Source organism: Streptomyces sp. NH27, assembly GCF_056859195.1.
In genome coordinates this window covers 48,437-64,515 of the sequence record NZ_JACEGK010000001.1, presented here as the reverse complement: position 1 = coordinate 64,515, position 16,079 = coordinate 48,437, and the positions used below count along the sequence as shown (strand labels likewise).

General features: G+C 68.6%; 29 protein-coding genes and 1 pseudogene. 26 read left to right on the top strand and 4 right to left on the bottom strand.

The genetic code is table 11. The features are described from left to right. Both AC13HU_RS00545 and AC13HU_RS00540 read left to right on the top strand, forming a co-directional pair. Nucleotides 1-433: helix-turn-helix domain-containing protein (locus AC13HU_RS00545; protein WP_483039654.1), on the top strand; the 433-nt coding region annotated here is incomplete at its 5' end. After that, complete coding sequence (locus AC13HU_RS00540) at nt 430-621, top strand: hypothetical protein (RefSeq protein ID WP_483039653.1); 192 nt, start codon at nt 430-432, stop codon at nt 619-621. The genes AC13HU_RS00545 and AC13HU_RS00540, both read left to right, overlap by 4 nt. Nucleotides 622-697: 76 nt before the next feature. Here AC13HU_RS00540 and AC13HU_RS00535 read toward each other — a convergent pair whose 3' ends face one another. Next, nucleotides 698-943, bottom strand: coding sequence for a hypothetical protein (locus tag AC13HU_RS00535; protein WP_483039652.1), 246 nt, complete (start codon nt 941-943; stop codon nt 698-700). A 162-nt stretch (nt 944-1,105) separates the two neighbouring features. Between AC13HU_RS00535 and AC13HU_RS00530 the strand changes: the two genes are divergently transcribed. The 16 genes and pseudogenes from AC13HU_RS00530 to ku all read left to right on the top strand — a co-directional run bounded on the left by AC13HU_RS00530 (nt 1,106) and on the right by ku (nt 9,895). Further along, nucleotides 1,106-2,446, top strand: a complete 1,341-nt coding sequence (locus AC13HU_RS00530; RefSeq protein WP_483039651.1) for an HNH endonuclease — start codon at nt 1,106-1,108, stop codon at nt 2,444-2,446. Next, nucleotides 2,443-3,339, top strand: coding sequence for a helix-turn-helix domain-containing protein (locus tag AC13HU_RS00525; protein WP_483039650.1), 897 nt, complete (start codon nt 2,443-2,445; stop codon nt 3,337-3,339). The genes AC13HU_RS00530 and AC13HU_RS00525 overlap by 4 nt, the downstream gene beginning before the upstream one ends. Beyond that, a complete protein-coding gene (locus tag AC13HU_RS00520) occupies nt 3,336-4,088 on the top strand; it encodes a zinc finger domain-containing protein (protein WP_483039649.1) in 753 nt (250 codons plus the stop codon). Before AC13HU_RS00525 ends, AC13HU_RS00520 begins: the two co-directional genes overlap by 4 nt. Continuing rightward, nucleotides 4,085-4,399 carry a hypothetical protein gene (locus AC13HU_RS00515; protein ID WP_483039648.1) on the top strand — a complete coding sequence of 105 codons (315 nt, stop codon included), beginning with the start codon at nt 4,085-4,087 and terminating at the stop codon, nt 4,397-4,399. Before AC13HU_RS00520 ends, AC13HU_RS00515 begins: the two co-directional genes overlap by 4 nt. Further along, nucleotides 4,399-4,611, top strand: coding sequence for a hypothetical protein (locus AC13HU_RS00510; protein WP_483039647.1), 213 nt, complete (start codon nt 4,399-4,401; stop codon nt 4,609-4,611). Before AC13HU_RS00515 ends, AC13HU_RS00510 begins: the two co-directional genes overlap by 1 nt. After that, nucleotides 4,608-4,916 carry a zinc finger domain-containing protein gene (locus AC13HU_RS00505; RefSeq protein ID WP_483039646.1) on the top strand — a complete coding sequence of 103 codons (309 nt, stop codon included), beginning with the start codon at nt 4,608-4,610 and terminating at the stop codon, nt 4,914-4,916. Before AC13HU_RS00510 ends, AC13HU_RS00505 begins: the two co-directional genes overlap by 4 nt. After that, a complete protein-coding gene (locus AC13HU_RS00500) occupies nt 4,913-5,119 on the top strand; it encodes a hypothetical protein (RefSeq protein ID WP_483039645.1) in 207 nt (68 codons plus the stop codon). The genes AC13HU_RS00505 and AC13HU_RS00500 overlap by 4 nt, the downstream gene beginning before the upstream one ends. Before the next feature lie 28 nt (nt 5,120-5,147). Beyond that, nucleotides 5,148-5,312: a hypothetical protein gene (locus tag AC13HU_RS00495; protein ID WP_483039644.1), complete on the top strand. Its 165-nt coding sequence runs from the start codon at nt 5,148-5,150 to the stop codon at nt 5,310-5,312. A 39-nt stretch (nt 5,313-5,351) separates the two neighbouring features. Beyond that, a complete protein-coding gene (locus tag AC13HU_RS00490) occupies nt 5,352-5,594 on the top strand; it encodes a hypothetical protein (protein ID WP_483039643.1) in 243 nt (80 codons plus the stop codon). Next, a complete protein-coding gene (locus AC13HU_RS00485) occupies nt 5,591-5,815 on the top strand; it encodes a hypothetical protein (RefSeq protein WP_483039642.1) in 225 nt (74 codons plus the stop codon). Before AC13HU_RS00490 ends, AC13HU_RS00485 begins: the two co-directional genes overlap by 4 nt. A gap of 119 nt (nt 5,816-5,934) precedes the next feature. Then, nucleotides 5,935-6,318, top strand: a pseudogene (locus tag AC13HU_RS00480) (DNA cytosine methyltransferase); the annotation flags it as partial. A gap of 531 nt (nt 6,319-6,849) precedes the next feature. After that, nucleotides 6,850-7,014, top strand: a complete 165-nt coding sequence (locus AC13HU_RS00475; RefSeq protein WP_483039657.1) for a hypothetical protein — start codon at nt 6,850-6,852, stop codon at nt 7,012-7,014. A gap of 80 nt (nt 7,015-7,094) precedes the next feature. Continuing rightward, nucleotides 7,095-7,376: a hypothetical protein gene (locus AC13HU_RS00470; protein WP_483039641.1), complete on the top strand. Its 282-nt coding sequence runs from the start codon at nt 7,095-7,097 to the stop codon at nt 7,374-7,376. Continuing rightward, nucleotides 7,373-8,116: a hypothetical protein gene (locus AC13HU_RS00465; protein WP_483039640.1), complete on the top strand. Its 744-nt coding sequence runs from the start codon at nt 7,373-7,375 to the stop codon at nt 8,114-8,116. The genes AC13HU_RS00470 and AC13HU_RS00465 overlap by 4 nt, the downstream gene beginning before the upstream one ends. Nucleotides 8,117-8,683: 567 nt before the next feature. Beyond that, nucleotides 8,684-8,902, top strand: coding sequence for a DUF6011 domain-containing protein (locus tag AC13HU_RS00460; RefSeq protein ID WP_483039639.1), 219 nt, complete (start codon nt 8,684-8,686; stop codon nt 8,900-8,902). 81 nt (nt 8,903-8,983) lie between these two features. Further along, nucleotides 8,984-9,895, top strand: coding sequence for a non-homologous end joining protein Ku (gene ku, locus AC13HU_RS00455; RefSeq protein ID WP_483039638.1), 912 nt, complete (start codon nt 8,984-8,986; stop codon nt 9,893-9,895). Here ku and AC13HU_RS00450 read toward each other — a convergent pair whose 3' ends face one another. The 3 genes from AC13HU_RS00450 to AC13HU_RS00440 form a co-directional block, all read right to left on the bottom strand. Beyond that, the gene (locus AC13HU_RS00450; protein ID WP_483039637.1) at nt 9,896-10,225 is read right to left on the bottom strand and encodes a hypothetical protein; all 330 of its coding nucleotides are present in this window, start codon (nt 10,223-10,225) and stop codon (nt 9,896-9,898) included. It abuts the gene before it with no gap. Between the two features lie 102 nt (nt 10,226-10,327). Then, nucleotides 10,328-10,717, bottom strand: coding sequence for a DUF6907 domain-containing protein (locus AC13HU_RS00445; RefSeq protein WP_483039636.1), 390 nt, complete (start codon nt 10,715-10,717; stop codon nt 10,328-10,330). A 551-nt stretch (nt 10,718-11,268) separates the two neighbouring features. Continuing rightward, a complete protein-coding gene (locus tag AC13HU_RS00440; protein ID WP_483039635.1) occupies nt 11,269-12,288 on the bottom strand; it encodes a GntR family transcriptional regulator in 1,020 nt (339 codons plus the stop codon). 120 nt (nt 12,289-12,408) lie between these two features. Here AC13HU_RS00440 and AC13HU_RS00435 point away from each other — a divergent pair, with 120 nt between their 5' ends. The 8 genes from AC13HU_RS00435 to AC13HU_RS00400 all read left to right on the top strand — a co-directional run bounded on the left by AC13HU_RS00435 (nt 12,409) and on the right by AC13HU_RS00400 (nt 16,079). Beyond that, nucleotides 12,409-12,822: a TIGR03668 family PPOX class F420-dependent oxidoreductase gene (locus AC13HU_RS00435; RefSeq protein WP_483039656.1), complete on the top strand. Its 414-nt coding sequence runs from the start codon at nt 12,409-12,411 to the stop codon at nt 12,820-12,822. 61 nt (nt 12,823-12,883) lie between these two features. Next, nucleotides 12,884-13,657: a GntR family transcriptional regulator gene (locus AC13HU_RS00430; protein WP_483039634.1), complete on the top strand. Its 774-nt coding sequence runs from the start codon at nt 12,884-12,886 to the stop codon at nt 13,655-13,657. Nucleotides 13,658-13,851: 194 nt separating this feature from the next. Continuing rightward, entirely contained in the window at nt 13,852-14,100 is a 249-nt protein-coding gene (locus AC13HU_RS00425; RefSeq protein ID WP_483039633.1) for a helix-turn-helix domain-containing protein, read from the top strand. Beyond that, nucleotides 14,097-14,342 (top strand): hypothetical protein, encoded by a 246-nt coding sequence (locus tag AC13HU_RS00420; RefSeq protein ID WP_483039632.1) that lies wholly within the window; start codon nt 14,097-14,099, stop codon nt 14,340-14,342. Before AC13HU_RS00425 ends, AC13HU_RS00420 begins: the two co-directional genes overlap by 4 nt. After that, complete coding sequence (locus AC13HU_RS00415) at nt 14,339-14,512, top strand: hypothetical protein (RefSeq protein WP_483039631.1); 174 nt, start codon at nt 14,339-14,341, stop codon at nt 14,510-14,512. The genes AC13HU_RS00420 and AC13HU_RS00415 overlap by 4 nt, the downstream gene beginning before the upstream one ends. After that, complete coding sequence (locus AC13HU_RS00410; RefSeq protein WP_483039630.1) at nt 14,509-14,793, top strand: hypothetical protein; 285 nt, start codon at nt 14,509-14,511, stop codon at nt 14,791-14,793. Before AC13HU_RS00415 ends, AC13HU_RS00410 begins: the two co-directional genes overlap by 4 nt. A 230-nt stretch (nt 14,794-15,023) precedes the next feature. Further along, complete coding sequence (locus AC13HU_RS00405; RefSeq protein ID WP_483039629.1) at nt 15,024-15,248, top strand: hypothetical protein; 225 nt, start codon at nt 15,024-15,026, stop codon at nt 15,246-15,248. Between the two features lie 444 nt (nt 15,249-15,692). Beyond that, entirely contained in the window at nt 15,693-16,079 is a 387-nt protein-coding gene (locus tag AC13HU_RS00400; RefSeq protein ID WP_483039628.1) for a hypothetical protein, read from the top strand.

Sequence of the window (16,079 nt, the reverse complement as noted above, 5' to 3'; positions counted from 1 at the left end):
CATCGGCGCCGTCCGCCCCGAATGCGGCCACCCCCGCTGCATCCACCCCGCCCACGTCGAAGACACCCCCGGCCGATACCGCACCCGCCTCGCCGACCGCAGCGTCCTCGGCCTGCCCCCCCCCCCAACCCGGTGCCGGCGCGGTCACGACCAAACCATCCACGGCCGCCTCGAACCCGACGGCGAGGCGTACTGCACCGCCTGCGCCCACCCCCGAACCAACCCCGCCGACCGACTCCGCCTCCACGGCGACGCCCGCATGCAAGCCGCCCTCGCGCTCCAGGCCCGCTACTACGCCGGCCAATCCATCCGCGACCTCATCCGCGAAACAGGCCGCACCTACGGCTACGTCCACGACCTCCTCGCGCACGCAGACACCCGGTTCCGGCCCCGCGGCTACCACGACGCCTTCCACCGAGGAGCCGCGGCGTGAACAAGGACATGCAGCAGCTGCTGAAGCGGGTCCGCGAACAAGGCTTCGCGGTCCGCTTCGGCGGCACCGGCCACTACCGGGTCACGCGGCACGGCAAGACGATCACGCTTCCCGCCACACCACACGGCGGCAGACGGTCACTCGCCAACGCACGCGCAGCACTCAGACGCATCGGGGCGCGGCTCTAACCAGCACAAAGCCCCGCGGCACAGGCCGCGGGGCCAGGAGACGAGAGGAGGGGACGAGATGGAGTCAGGTACCGCTTCAACGCTTGCGGGCCTTTTCCGCGAGGGCCTCCAGCTGATCGCGGCGACTCAGCGCCGCAATCGCCTGGTCGTAGAAGTCGGGCGTGACGAGATACGCCCGACGCCGGCCGCGAATGGTGAGGGCGCTGACCAGGCCATCTTCTCGTACCTGCTCGATGAGACGCGTGAGGAGCGGGCGCGCAATGGTCAGCGGCACGTCCTGCACGCCGTCCGCAGCGATGGTCGGTTCCTGGTCGGTGGCCATGGTCAGAGTGTAAGTCATGCCCAAGTTAACCACACTTGCCAAACTTTAAACAATGGTGAGACTATGGAGGCCCGCTGCACCGCAGCGCCACACAAGCCGCCATGAAGGTCTGGTTCCTCGCGCCCAAAAACCCCTGACCAGCACCTCCTGAAGGAAGATTCGATGGCCGTCTCCAAGCGCCTCCGCTACGAGATCCTTCGTCGCGACGGACACAAGTGCCGCTACTGCGGCGCCACCGCGCCCGACGCCCCGCTGCGCGTCGACCACGTCACGCCCGTAGCACTCGGCGGCGGTGACGAGCCGAGCAACCTCGTTACCTCCTGCGAGCCCTGCAACAGCGGCAAGACCTCCTCGACGCCGGACGCCGCGCTCGTTGCAGACGTCAGCAACGACGCACTGCGGTGGGGCGCCGCGGTGAAGCAGGCGGCGGCCGAGATGGAAGCGCAGGAGGGACCCAAGCTCCAGTACCGGCAGGCATTCGTCGACGCCTGGAACGACTGGACCTACGAGCACAACGGCCAGCGCGTGACGTTCACCCTCCCCGACGACTGGCGAAGCAGCGTGGAGCGGTACCGAATCGCCAGAATCCCGGCGTCCGCCTGGCCCGACCTCATCGAACCGGGCATGACCAACCGCACCGTCAAAGGCGGGGACGTCTTCCGGTACACCTGCGGCGTCGCCAACAACCGGCTCAAGGACCTCGCCGACCGGGCGCGGCAGATCCTCGGCGCCACCGCCCAGCCAGTCGAAGACGGCCTCACGATGGCCGACGCCACGCGCAACGCTGCATTCATGGTGTGGCGGGTCGGCATGTCCGACACCGGTGAGCACGCGTCCCCGGCGCAGGTGGAGAAGTTCCGCGAGAGCCTGTCTTGGCTGTCGGACATGGACCTGATGGAGCCCGGTCGAGTCGTCGATGCAGCCCAGCACGCGACGTACTTCGATGTAGACAACATCACCGAGGCCCTTCGAGACCTGGACAGGTCCCGCATCTGGAGCGCCTGGATCTCGGCTTGGCCTAGGACCTACGTCCCCGGCGAGTCTGGCGAACCATGGGGCGGCTGCTACGTCGACGGTCCGAGCGACGAGGCCATGGCCCGCGTGAAAACCAAGATCGGAAAGATCCTCGACGGCAACACCTCCGTGTTCCGCGTGATCCAGGCCGCCACCTACGCAGGCTTCCGCAAGTCGGAGCGCTTCTACCGCGGGCTCGGGGAAGACGAACTCTCCGCAACTGGCGAGGTGGAGTACATCGCCAAGACCTACGACATCTGGAGCGCCGCATACGAGGCCGCGGTGGGCGAACCCCCATCGCCGGATGAACTCCGCGCCCTCATCGGCAGCCTTAAGCGCATCGGCGACGACGGGGACTTCATCGTCGCCGACGTCTACGCGGCAGCGGCGACCGCCGGCGCCTACCAGGATCCGGACTTGACCACCTGCCTGCCTCGTCACCTCTCCGCCTTCGACGCAGCCACGCTGCCCCTGGGTGCCGCCGCATGAGCATCAAGGTCACCAACTGGGTGTGGGGCAGGTCGGAGTCCCGCAACGGGGCCCGACTGGTCATGCTCGCGCTGGCCGACCGAGCGGACGACACCGGCTTCGCGTGGCCCTCCATCGAGGACCTGTGCGAGCGGGCCAAGTTGTCGCCGCGGGCAGTCCAGAAGGGCATTGCCAAACTTGTCGAGATCGGCGAGCTGGAGGTCGAATCCGGGGGCGGCCGGCGGGTCAGGAACCGGTATCGGATCGTTCCGAAACCCCGCACATCTGACGGGGTAACTGACGAGTATCCCCGCACTACTGACGGGGTTACCGATGGTAAACCCCGCACATCTGACGGGGTAACGCCTCAAGAAACCCCGCACTCTGCGACGGAAACCCCGTCGTTTGCGACAGAAACCCCGTCGTTTGAGCACGGAAACCCCGTCAAATCTGCGGGGGAACCACCACTAGAACCGTCAGAGGAACCGTCAGGGAATCACCACTACTACCCGGCGACCGTCGCGGATCGGGAACCGGCTCAGCGGGACGTTGAGGAGGAGCGCCACTCCCCGGAGATCGTTCGCCTTAAGAGCGCCATGAGCGCCTCTGGCATCAACGTCCCGTGGAAGTTCCGAGGCGACGACGAGATTCGGGTCCTCAACGACATCCAGCGCCTCGGGATCCCGCTGATGGTCGAGCAGGCCCTCAAAGCCGAGCAAGCCGCCAGCAAGCCGCCCTTCAGCAGCCGCTGGTTCTACGACGGCTGGCACGCGATGCACACGCCCGTGGTCCTCAACCAGTACGAGGGCAACGTGGTCCGGCTTCAACAACCCGCCCTCACCGGCACCGACGCCAAAGTCGCCGGCTGGGCCGCAGTCGCCGCCGAACTCCGCGCGAAGGAGAACCCCGCGTGAATCCCTCCGAGGCGGCCGAGCTGCTCAAGCACTGCTCGGCATTCGACAACCGCACCCCCTCCACCGCTGCTGCTATCGCCTGGGCTTCCGCCCTTCATGACGTGCCGCTCGATAGCGACGCCCAGGCCGCCGTCGCCGCGTACTACACGACCGCGCCGAAGGACCCGGACGCGAAGCTGTGGATTCTGCCGCACCACGTCCGTACTCTCCGCAGCAAGATCCGTTCGGCGCGGTTGGAGAACTTCCAGTACGAGCCGGTCGAGGGCGAGACCGCTGCGGAGTTCATAGCCCGGTACCAGGGCCAGATCGCTGCAGTTGCGTCTGGCCGCGTTACGCCGCCTTCGGGTCGGTTGGCGTTGGAGGGCGGTCCGAGCGCGGGCTTCGTCGCCGAGTTGAACGCCCGCGGGTACCGCGTGGGCCGCGATGTGCCGGATTCTGACGAAGAGGCGGAGATCGACACGGTGCGCCGGTCCGGACCCTTGGGCGTGATCTGCCCCGCCTGCAATGCGGCGATCGGCCGGCCGTGCAAGACGCCGGGCGGCAGCGCGAAGCAGCCGCTTGGGAAGCCCCGCCTGAAGTCGCACAGTGCCCGCCTGCGGGCCGTCGTGGGCCAGGGGGAGTTGACGGCGGAGCAGCGGGCCGCGGAGGAGCAGCGCCGGCGTGAGGCGTCTGCCGCGGCTCTGGCCCGCATGGAGGCCGACGGGGAGATCGTCGACGCCGAGATCGTGGATGACGGTGAGGCGTCGTGACTGAGCACGAGCTGACCCCGGAAGACACGGCGGCGATGCGCGCCCACAAGGGCGACTTCCGCGAGTACCTGCGCTCCGAGATGGGCCGCGGCCGACAGCGCGCCCAAGACGCCGCGAAGAAGCCCCCATCCGCGCCACGACCGCCAGGCCGCCGGCCCGGCGCGTGGCCACCGGGCACCCGGCCGCCCGATCCGGGGCCACCGATCGACCCCGCCGAAGTGGCCCGAGCGGTGGCCGCCTACCGGGCCAACCCCAGCCAGGACCACCCGTGCCCCTGCCCCAACTGCCAACTCCTCGAAGGAGGAACCTGATGAGCGAGACCGCGCTTGTGCGACGGACGACGCCGACCGGCGTCCAGGACACGTTGAATCACTTCTACTGCTGTGACGAGTACCTCAGCCTGTGTGGCGCCGACCTGAGCGGCCATGACGAAGTGGCCGCCGTCGACTGCGTCGTGTGTATCGATCTTGATGACACCAACGCGCCCTGCGGAGCGGCCTGCCCTTGGGCGGTGTCGGCGTGACCACACGATGGGGCGCCCCGGCGCCCGACAGCATCCGGCACATCGTCCGCGCCCCGCACCACCCTGCCCGTGCGGTTGAGTGTCCGCACTGCGGCGCGAAGGCGCACGCGCCGTGCACGACGATCAGCAAGCGGCGGCGCGTGCCCGAGCCTCACCCGGCGCGGCTGACCGCCTGGGCCCGCACCGTCTCGGTCTGCCCCGTCTGCCAGGTCGAGCCCGGCATCGACTGCCACCTCGACGGCTGGCCGTTGGCCGGAGGTGGCGTCCACCCGGCGCGCACCGAGCTGGCAGGAGAAGCCGCATGAGCCCCCTCGACCGGCTCCTGGCCGAACAACTTCCCACCGGCCAAGTCCCCGACTACCAGCCCGCACACCGACGCCCCTGGACCCCGGCCGAGCAAGCCCGGCACGTCGCCGACCTGATCGCCGCACTCGACGAGAAGCCGCTCCGCGTCGGACGCCGCGCACAACCCACACGCCGACTCCACGCTGTACCCCCCGCCGCCTGAGCGCCACCCGCCCGAAAGGACACCCCCAATGCCCGAGCAGCCCACCGACACGTGCGGCGATCAGCTCTTCGGCCGCACCTGCACCCTCCCGCCTGGACCTCACCCCGTGTGGCGCCACCTCGACGAGACCACCGGCACCTGGTGGACCCAGTCCCGCGTCGCGCCCTACAGCAACTGCGACACCACGAACTGACACCGCCCGAACCGCAACCCGCCAGAACCGGAGACCCCGATGACCAGCACCAATGCCACCATCACCGCCCCATGGACCAGTGAGCAGGTCCAGGCGCTCGCCGACTACCAGGACCACGGCGACGGCCACCCCGTCATCTGTGGCGGCGGCCCGCACACACACGGCCGTAGCCCTCTGCTGGACCCGACGCACTCCGGGTGGGTCTGCCCGGACCCCGACTGCGACTTCACGCAGGACTGGGCGTGGGCGCCGATGGCCACCGAGGGTGGGGTGCAGCGGTGAGCGAGCAGCGGCCCGTGCAGCCCGGGCAGGTCTGGGCCGACAACGACAAGCGCGGCTACGGCCGGCGGGTGACCGTGATCTCGATCGACGCCACCCATGCGTGGGTGACCGACGGCAAGCGCCGCTCCGCGATCCGCCTGGACCGGTTCCGGCCCACGTCCACCGGCTACCGGCTGGTGCGGCCCGCGGATGGCGGCCCGGCCGGCGGGGAGGAGCAGTGACTCCCGCCGACCTGTGGCAGCTCGCCGAACGCCCCGCGCCCGCAGTGCTGCCCGGGCAGACCGCGATCCCGGACGGCCTGCGTATCGGGTCGTGGTGTTCCGGCTACCGGGGCCTGGACATGGCCGTTGAGGCGGTGTTCGGCGGCACCACCGCTTGGGTGTCCGACATCGACCCGGGCGCGTCCAAGATCCTCACTCACCACTGGCCGACCACCCCGAACCTGGGCGACCTCACCACCACCGACTGGGCGCACGTCGAACCCGTCGACATCGTCTGCGGCGGCTACCCATGCCAGCCCTTCAGCAACGCCGGAAAGCGCCTGGGAGTTGAAGATGAACGACACATCTGGCCTTACATCGCGGACGCCCTTCGCGTTCTACGACCCCGATACGCGATCTTTGAGAACGTCGCAGGGCACCTTCGACGTGGATTCGACAACGTCCTCGCCGACCTTGCCGGCCTCGGGTTCGATGTCCAGTGGTGCACTGTTCGCGCATCGGAGGTCGGCGCTCCCCACCGCCGCGAACGCCTCTTCATCCTCGCCGCTGCTCAAGACGCCGACCGCGCAGTTGGCGATCAACGGCGGCTCGCAGCACCCGGACAAGCGGAAAGCCGGCGGACACGGGCCGACGCTCGCGGACGAGGTGGAGCACCTGCTACCGACGCCAGCCGCGCGGGACTGGAAGCCCGGGGAATCGAACCTGATGGACCGGAACGCCAGGCCGCTGAACGAAGTGGTCGTCAACCTGCTGCCGACGCCGAAGGCGAACGACTGCAAGGGCACTCGGACGTCGCAGCGGGCGAAGGATCTGTACAGCGCGGGCCCGACGCTCACGGACGCGGTGAAGCTCCTGCCGACTCCGATGGCGGCGGACGCCGACCGTGCCTCGATGAGTTTCGGCCGGGGCAACCCGACGCTGACTGGGGCAGTTTCCTCCCCGCCGTCCGACGCTGGGAGCGCGCAATCGGACGACCTGCCCCCCGGGCAACTGATGATCGAAATCGGCTGAGCCCGCTCTTCGTCGAGTGGCTGATGGGCCTCCCGGCGGGCCACGTCACCGCCGTGCCCAACCTGACCCGCACCCAGCAGTTGCACGCGTTGGGCAACGGCGTCGTGCCGCAGCAGGCCGAAGCGGCGCTCCGGCTCCTGGCCGCCCGCGCCGGCATCCCCACGGCAGCACGGCAACCCGCCGCATGACCACGCCTCGACCGGTCCCGCCTGCTGATGACAGGCGGGGCCGGCGCCCCCGATTCGACCACACCCCGCTGGAGGACACCATGACCACACCCACCGGCCCCATCCCGCCCGGCACCCGCGTCCGCTACGAGGGCCGGCACACCGACCAGCACGGCGAGTACACCGCGAAGCCCTGCGACTGCACCCGCTGTACCCGGCACGCCGCCGCCTGCTCGCACTGCCAGGCCGGCAGGTACGACGCGTGCACCGATCCGCTGGAGGGCGGCGGCGTGGTCTACAACCTCACGCCCGTAAACGACGGCCACGTGGGCCTCGCGCACGCGTCGCGGCGTCACCTGACCCCGATCGGAGAGCCCCGATGACCATCACGCCCACCCCCGACGCCGGGCTGCGGCAGCGCATCGAGACCGTCCTGCGTGAGGCCGCGTTCCTGTGCGACGGGAACTGCGGCCACCCCGAAGTCGCCTGCGCGGCGGCGCACCCGATCCAGGTGGACGCGCTCACCCACGGCGTCGTCTCAGACATCTCCGGACCGGTCGCCGACCTCGCCACGGTGCTGCTGCCGCTGGTGGCCACCGAGCGGGCGGCGCACGAGCAGACCCGGCAGCGGTACACCGACCTCGACACCGCACGCCAAGCAGACATCGCCAGCATCGAAGCCGACCGGCTCGCCGCCCAGGTGGACGAACTCACCGTCCGCCTGGGCGAGTACGCCGACCGGGGCATCGCCAACGGGCAACGCGCCGAGCAGGTCGAGGCCGCGCTCACCCGTGTTCGGGACACCGCCGACCGTCTCGGGCCGCTCGCCCGCTACGCCATCGCGCAGGCGCTCGCCGACACCACGATGACCGACGCTGCCCGCGCCGAAATCCTGCACATCACAGGCGAGGCCCCGGCCGCCCTCGGCGACGACAAGCCGGCCGAGACGCGGCCGAGCCGGAAGTGCACCTGCGCTGGTGTCGGGTTCGGCAACGGCGACTGCCCCGTGCACCACCCCGCCGAGCCGCCAGCCCGCGACTGGGCGCAGCACGCCGCCGACCAGCTCCTCAACGCTGCGTCCGCCATCCGCGACGCCGCCAACGCCCTCACGGACCCGCAGTGACCGCCGAGCACCCGGGGACGCCGGGCGCCGCGTGGGAGGCGGAACTGCGCCGCTACGCCGAGGTGGTCGTGCCCGAGGACGAGGGGGCGCCTTTCGGCTGGGACGAACCCCGGGATGGCGAGTACCGGCCCAACAGGCGCACGAGAAGGGCCACACGGCGCGCTACGGGCCGCACACGCCCCCAGACGGACACGGACACCCAGAACCCGGGGAACGGGCCGCAGACGGGCACACAGCCATTCGACAACTAACCCACCCCGCCCGGCCGGACACCCACCCGGCCGGGCCTGCGACCCGCTCGAAGAAGGTGGCGGAGCCCTGACACAACGGGCGCCAATCCGTACATAACCCAGGTAGAAGCCTTCGACTCTCGACGACTTCGAGCGGGGTGACCGCGCGACACCCCGGCCGTCATCCCCACAGCCACCAGGGAGCGCCGTGACCTTCGACGAGTTCGTCAACCACCTCACCCGCGACTTCCACTGCGACGACACCGGCTGCACCTGCGGACACAAGACCGAGCGCTACGGCACCACCACCAGTGGCCGGTAGCGCCACACTGGCCCCATGACCCCTGCCGCCCCGCTGCCCGGCCTCGCCACCGACGAGGAACTGGCGGCGGGGCGGCGCGTCGTAACCTGCGGCCTGTGCGGGCACCAGCTCACCGACGCCGATTCCCGCACCTGGGGAATGGGCGAGGGATGCCGGCGGAAACTCGGCGGCGACGTCACCGTCCGCCGGCCGAGGCGGTTCGACATCGAACAGGACGGCATCCCGGGGATATAGCCCGACCGGCCCACACCACCCTGCCGTGCCGGCCGCCCAGCCGTAGCCTCCCCGTAGGGGGCTGACCTGCGGGAGGACCCCATGCCGCCCATCGGCAACTTCACCTTGACTTTCGGCCTCGTCGCGATACCCGTGTCCATGACCTCGGCCACCCGCAGCCACAAGGTGTCCTTCCGGCAGGTACACGTCGAAGACATGGGCCGCGTCCGCTACCGGAAGACGTGCGAGATCGACGAGCACGTCCTCGACCAGTCCGACATCGGACGCGCATGGGAAGCCCCCGACGGGACCCTCGTCCCCATCTCCGACGACGAACTCGACGACCTACCCTTGCCCACGGCGAAGACCATCGAGATCAGCGGCTTCCTCGACCTCTCCGATGTGCCGGGCGAGCAGTTCGGGCAGCCCTACTTCCTCACCCCCAGCTCAGACGCCGCCCGCAAGCCCTACGTCCTCATGCGGCAGGCCCTCGCACGCTCCGGGAAAGCCGCCGTCGGCAAATACGCACTGCGCGGCTCCGGGGAGGCCCTGGGGCTCATCTACGCCATGGGCGACATCCTCGTGGTCCACCGGATGCGGTGGCCCGACGAGATGCGCCCCGCCGCCGGCGCAGCCCCCACCGCCGACGTCGACCTTGACCCCGCTGAGGTTGACGCCGCGCTCGACTACATCGCCGCCCTCGGTGGCCTCGACATGGCCGCCATGCACGACGAGTACGCCGAGGCTGTCCGCGAACTCGTCGCCGCCAAGGTGGAACACCACGCGCCGCCCAAGCCGGCCGAACGCGAACCGGCCGAGTCCGTCACCGACCTCATGGGCGCCTTGAAGGCCGCCACAGCCAAGGCCCGAGCCGACCGCGGCGACGGCGGAGATGCCGATGTGCACCACCTCGCCGACCGACCAGCCAAGAAGACCGCGGCCAAGAAGACGACGACGAAGAAGGCTGCCAAGAAGGCCCCGGCGAAGAAGACCACCCGCAAGAAAGCCGGCTGACTACGGCACCCACAGGTGCGTGCAGGCGAGGCAGATCTGCCGCCGCTCCCACAACCCCCGAGCCGCCTCCGCCTGCACGACCCGGCCATGCAACCCCCACGTCGCGATCCCGGCCGCGGCCAGCACCGCCAGACCCACAACCACCGTGCCCGTGACCGCCAGGACGAGCCCCAGTACGGCAACGGCCGCAGCAACAAGCCGGGCCCGCCGATCACCCTCCGCCGGCTGCGCATACCGCCGCTTCAACGGCGACTCCGTCGGCAGCGACAGCCAGTAATGCGGCAACGCCTGCACATTCGTCGACTGGCACTTGTCACTCGGACACTTCATGCAACCCCCTCAAGGAAACGCCCAGCCTGCCCCAAACGGGGCAGGCTGGGCCAGAGGGCAACCAGACGGACGTAGAGCGAACTACGGTGACCGCAGCAGCAGTCAACCCATCTGCCGGCGCATCACCCGCAACGTGTCCACCCACGCCTGCGCGGCCACGATGAACATGTCGACCTCGTCGCGGCCCATCTCCAAATCCGTCTCGCCCGAGACGTACATCGACACCTCGCCACGCTCAGCGTCCTCGTCAGTACGGAACAGTTCGGCGCGGACGAACACCGGCGGCTCGCCAGCCAACGGCGCCGGATTCGCCAGCACGTACTGCTGCCCCCAGTGCCACGTCGCCGTCGGACCGAAGTGATGACCTTCCACATACCGCCGATCCCGGCACCACGACGGACACGGGGTCGGATGGGCCGTAGGGGCGGACACGGGGGCCGCGGACGGCTTGGCGGGTAAAGACGCCTGGACGGTACGGGTCGTAGACTCCATGGCGAAGTCCTTTCGTGAGAGTTGGGACTACTGATCAGCGGGTGATGCCGCTGGTTGACGGGCCGGGCGGGTGATGACCGCCCGGCTTCGTCGTTCCCGGAAAACGGTTCCCCGGGGTCGTACTGAACGCCGGCTGATGAGACCGGTAGATCACGAGGCTAGATCAGGCCACCGGCCCACAGTGCGGAACCGGCTAGGGTCAAGTAGTCGCCGTTGATGCTTATAAGTTCCCCGAAGTCGCAGGTCAGCTGCATCTCTTGCCCGTCCCATGACTCCCTGACCTTGGTTATTGCGATTATCTCAATCGCCCACATGTTGCATAACTCGATAATGGCAGCCGCGAAATTGGGTCTTCGAGATGGCCGAAAGAAGCCACCCGATGCGGGAGGCGGTCGCCCTCCACACGAACGCTACCGCGCCCCCACGACGGCTGAGCCATGAAGCGATCATTTTCGGCGGGGAATATCGGCCATCCCACGCCGATTGCGCATGTAAAGGTCCTGGTACACGGCACGCCCACCACCACGCCACTCGCGACTGCTCACCACAGCTCACAGTGAGCCTCCGAGAGGATCCGAGGCGTGGCGGGCGGTCGGAGATGGCCGAGACTCGACCGTGGAGGAGGAGGAAAGGGGAACTCCCTCACGAACCTCGTAGGCCAACTGGCAGAGGTGGCCAGGTTCCACGATCACCTCAACGTGCGTTGCGACACCTCCCTGGGTCTGGAAGACGCGAAAGGTGCGCAACACAGGCACGTCATCTGGAAGGTTGAGGGCAACGAGCTCGCTGCCGGTCGGCATGCGTGCCGAGACGTGGTCGACATGCGATAGGCCGTCAGTTGGCTCGATGGCGGCCTCCGTGTAAGTCGTGACAAGGCGGATCGGCCAGCCATCGACCTCGGCCACGGACTCTTCTCGGGTCGCGAGCCGCGGTCCGAGGTTCAACACCTCGGCAACTCGTCGCGGAGCCCGGACGTCCGCGAGTGAGAGTCTGCGGATCGATGCAGCGTCCGCACTGTCCATGCCGGCGGGGGTTGGAGAGGTGACGAAGACTCCTCGGCCATTCTGCCCAACTGCGAAGCCTTCCAGCTTGAGCTTTTGAAGCCCGCGTTGCACGGTGACGTTGGAAACTTGAAAGCGTTCCTGTAGGTCGCTGGTGGTTGGCAATTGCTCGGCCGGGGCCAAGTCTCCAGCCATGATGAGGGCCCGGAGTTCGGAGGCCATTCGCTGGTCGGCCTGCCGATTGTCACGCGTGACTGCCTCCAGCCGTGGGCGCATCGGATCGTCGGCGACGGGAGGCAACAGGGCGAGCGCTGCCGAAGGGCGGTGCTGGTGGTTGTACACCGGACGATCCGACCGGATGGTGGCAACTTCGGCGACACCGGCTTCATCGCGTGACGGGTACCACTCCACTTCCCGAGTAGCCACTTGTGGCCACCAGGGCTTGTCGACGGCGTGCTGCTTGAAGCGGCCTCGCGTATCGCTTGTGATGCCGACGTACAGGAGACGATCCTCGGCGTCGTAGAAGCGGTAGAGCGCAGTGCGCTCCGGCGGGTCTGCAGGTGTGGTCATCGCACTCCTTGCGCTCCACTTGGATATACAAGCTGCAATGAAGCTAGCCGTCGACCCCGAATCATGCAAGTAGTGCGAATGACGCAACCGTTGAGAGCCGGTAGCGTCGCTCTCGTGCAGATGCCTGAAGACGAGTGCCGAGCCCGGTTCGCCGAAGCCCGCGTTCTGCGCCTGGCTACCGCCGATGCCGCTGGTCAGCCGCACGTCGTGGTCGCGACCTTTGCGGTGGTGCGCGACACGATTGCTATCGCTGTCGATCACAAGCCGAAGCGGCACACCAACCTGAAGCGGCTCCGCAACATCGAGGAAAACCCGGCTGTAGCGCTGCTCGTGGACCACTACGAGGACGACTGGGACCAGCTTTGGTGGGTTCGCGCCGACGGGCGGGCCCGAGTCCTAGAGAACGAACTTGCACAGGGGCTTGTAGACGGTCTCGTAGACAAGTACGCGCAGTATCGGACGGTCCGACCGAGCGGTCCCGTGATCGAAATCAAGGTAAACCGCTGGTCAGGATGGCTCGCGCGACAGGGCTAGCGCGTTTGTGGCTACACGCGGTTACGCTGACTTGTGTACCCATGTCGCCGACAGGAGCGCAATGTCACCTAACCCGGACCAAGAGCACCCGTTCAAGCGGGTCGCCAACGAGCTGCGTGCCGAGATCATCCGTGGGGACTACGCGCCCGGCGACAAGCTCCCGTCCGAGAACGATCTCAAAGACCGCTTCGGGGTGACCCGCGTAACGGTTCGCAAGGGGCTTGCGTTGCTCCGATCGGAGGGCCACGTAGTCACCCAGCAGGGTAAGGGCGCCTACGTGCGCCGCCGGCCGCACGTCAGCATGCACCAGGTAGGCACGATCTACCGCGAGCGCCGGGCTACCGGAGTGTCCAACTACAACGCCGAGGCGGCCGCGCAGGGCCAGAAGGCGAAGCAGAATATCCGCGAAGTTGCCGAGGTGCCCGCGCCTGACGATGTGGCCAAGTTGCTCGACGTTGCCCCTGGAGCTCCAGTCCTGGTCCGACGTCGCCTGTTCACGGTGGATGGCAGCCCGATGCAGATCTGCGACGGGTACTACGAACTCGACATCGCGGCAGGTACCCGGGTCGCCGAGCCGAGCCCAATCGCGGGCGGTGTCCACAAGATCATTGAAGACCCAGAGGGGCCAATCCGCCGTCACATCGTTCGGTTCATCGAGGACCTGGACATCCGCATGCCGTACCCCCACGAGGCGAAGCAGTTGGATATCCCCGACGGCGTGCCGCTGGCCCGAGTCGTTCGCACGGCCTACGACTCCACGGGCAAGGCGCTCGAAGTGCTCGACTCTCGCGTTCCGTGCGACCGGCACGTCTTCCGCTACGTGATCGACGTCTGACCTCTGCCGCTTCGCTGGCGCCCTAACCCCAACGGGGGTGGGGCGCCTTTTCGTTGTGCGCCGGTTCGCTGCAAGGTGACCTAGTCGCGCCACTTGCATATCCAAGTTGAGGTCTCTATCGTCATGCCTAGGCCAGCTTGGATATGCAAGCTGCTCGCCGCTACTCATCTCTGCACCCGTTTGGAGGACTGCGCATGCCCACCAGTGACGCACTCGACGCAGTGCTCGCCGAACTGGAGGACGCCCTCACCGTTTCGGAAGTGGCCGAACTGCTCGACGTGCACCCGGCCACGATCTACCGCGCGGTCCAGTCCGGACGGCTCCGGTCCACGGCGCGGGGGAGCGGCCAGACGCGCCGCACCCTCACCAAGATTCCCCGTTCCGCCGTCGCCGAGTTCCTGGGTGCCCCCACCGTCATCAAGCCCGAGGAGATCGCATCATGACCACCCACATCGCCCCTCGTTTCCCGCAGTCGAGCTCGGACAAGGCGGCTCTGGCTGCCGCGTCTTACGTGCGGAAGACCCGTTCCGCCGCCCCTACCGACTCCGACCCGAACCCGGACGAGCTGTTGAAGCGGGCGCGTGAGGCGCGTCAGCACCGGCTGGAGACTGAGGCCGCGTATCTGGAGCGGGAGCAGCAGCTCGGTCGCCGGGTAGCGCAGGAGATCGCGCAGGTGGCGGCGTGAGCGCCCCGACTGTCGTGCCGGCTCCGACCCCGACCCCGGCCCGTATCCCGGCCGCCCGCCCGAAGCCCGCGCGACTGCGCCTGTCCCGGCCGGCGATCGACGAGATCGTGGGCGACTTCGCCCTGGACGCGTACAGCCTCGCGTCTCGGCAGTCGGGTGGTGTGCGGTGAGCAGGTTTGCTCGCGGGCGGTTCGTTCGTGATGCGGCCCACGTCCAGCAGGCGCAGGCCGAGGTGGAGTCAGCTTGGCCGGAGGGCGTCATCGCTCGATACCGGACCGCGGGTGGCGCCACGGTCGATGTGGCTGGTGGTGGCGACAGCACCTCCTACCGGTGTGCGGGCTGCCCTTACGGCAGCGGCGCCTGGGACGAGTACGAGGAGATCGCGCATAACCGCGCCCAGTCGCACGCCGAGAAGTGCCGGGCGCTCCCGAAGCCGGGCGGTGCGAAGTGACCGCCGCCGGTATCGCGATCGTCCGGCAGGTGGGTACGCCGGAGGAGCAGTCGCCGCATCGGCCGCCAGCGCCCAGCCCGCGTGAGCACAACGAGAAGTGGCGCGCGGAGCGGGAAAGGGGCGGTAGCGGTGCCCGCTGATGACGAACTCGCGGCGGCTGCTCGGGACTACGCCGAGCATCAGCAGACCCCGCAGCCCACGCCGGTCCGCGAAGAGTCCGAGGGGGACTGATGCCCGACATGTGGAAGGGCAAAGCCCTCCGTGATCGCCCGGACGTCTATGACGCCGACATCAACTACCGCATCTACAACGACCGGACCGGCGTGCTGCTCTCCTTCGGCAGCGTGAGCGGACCGGGTGCGCTCGCCTCCGTCGCGCAGGACGTGCTGCGTGCCCAGCGCGAGCACCCCGGTGTGCGACTTCACGTCCGGCATTGCGACGGCCCGGTCTACTGACCGGTCGCCCCTGACCGCCGGGTCCGTGGTTGATCCCCGTCCTGCGGGCCCGGCGCCCAACCTGCACTGACTGGCGGACCCGTGTCGTTCCCGAGCTCGCATCGGGGGCGGCCCGGGACCGGATAGTCCGCCCTGGAACTGGAGGAACTGAATGTCCAAGGACAAGGCTCTCACTCGGGTCGTTGCCGCTGCGGAGCGGGCCACTGCCGCCGATGCCGTGTGGGGCAGTCGATCGCAGCACTCCGCTGTTGCCCGCCGGGACGCGGCCGGTGCTGTCGCGCGGGCCCGTGACGCGGGAGCGACCGATGCCGAGATCCGTGCCGCGGTCGGCCGTAACGCATTCCAGAACTGACCGTTGCTCGCGGGACCCAGGCCACCTGGGTCCCAAGGAGAACCGCCAGATCAGACACCCCGAATCCTTCTGCTGAAAGGGCTTTCCCTGCCATGAATCTGATCGATCTCATCGACAACGCCATCACGGACGCCAGGGTGCGGGGTGGGGCCCATCGCGAAGCCACCCGATTCGCGGCATCCGTCGTGCCGGGCCACACCTATTACAGCGTCGTCGACCTCAACGTCACTCACCCGGGGATGCCCAAGCAGGCGCTCATGGAGTGGAAGTTCAGCAAGCCTGGCAGGTGGCTTGGTCAGGAGGCCCGGTGCGGCCACTTGTCCGCGGCGGGCGCGTGGCTCGGCTTCGGGCCGCTGCACGCCGACCGGCCCCGCGGGCTGATGACCTTCAAGGAACTGTCCAACCGCCCGGACATCTTCGAGCGGGCTGCGTTGGAGAAGGCGCTGAAGAAGGCCCGTCCTGTTCCGGCGGGGGTGTGA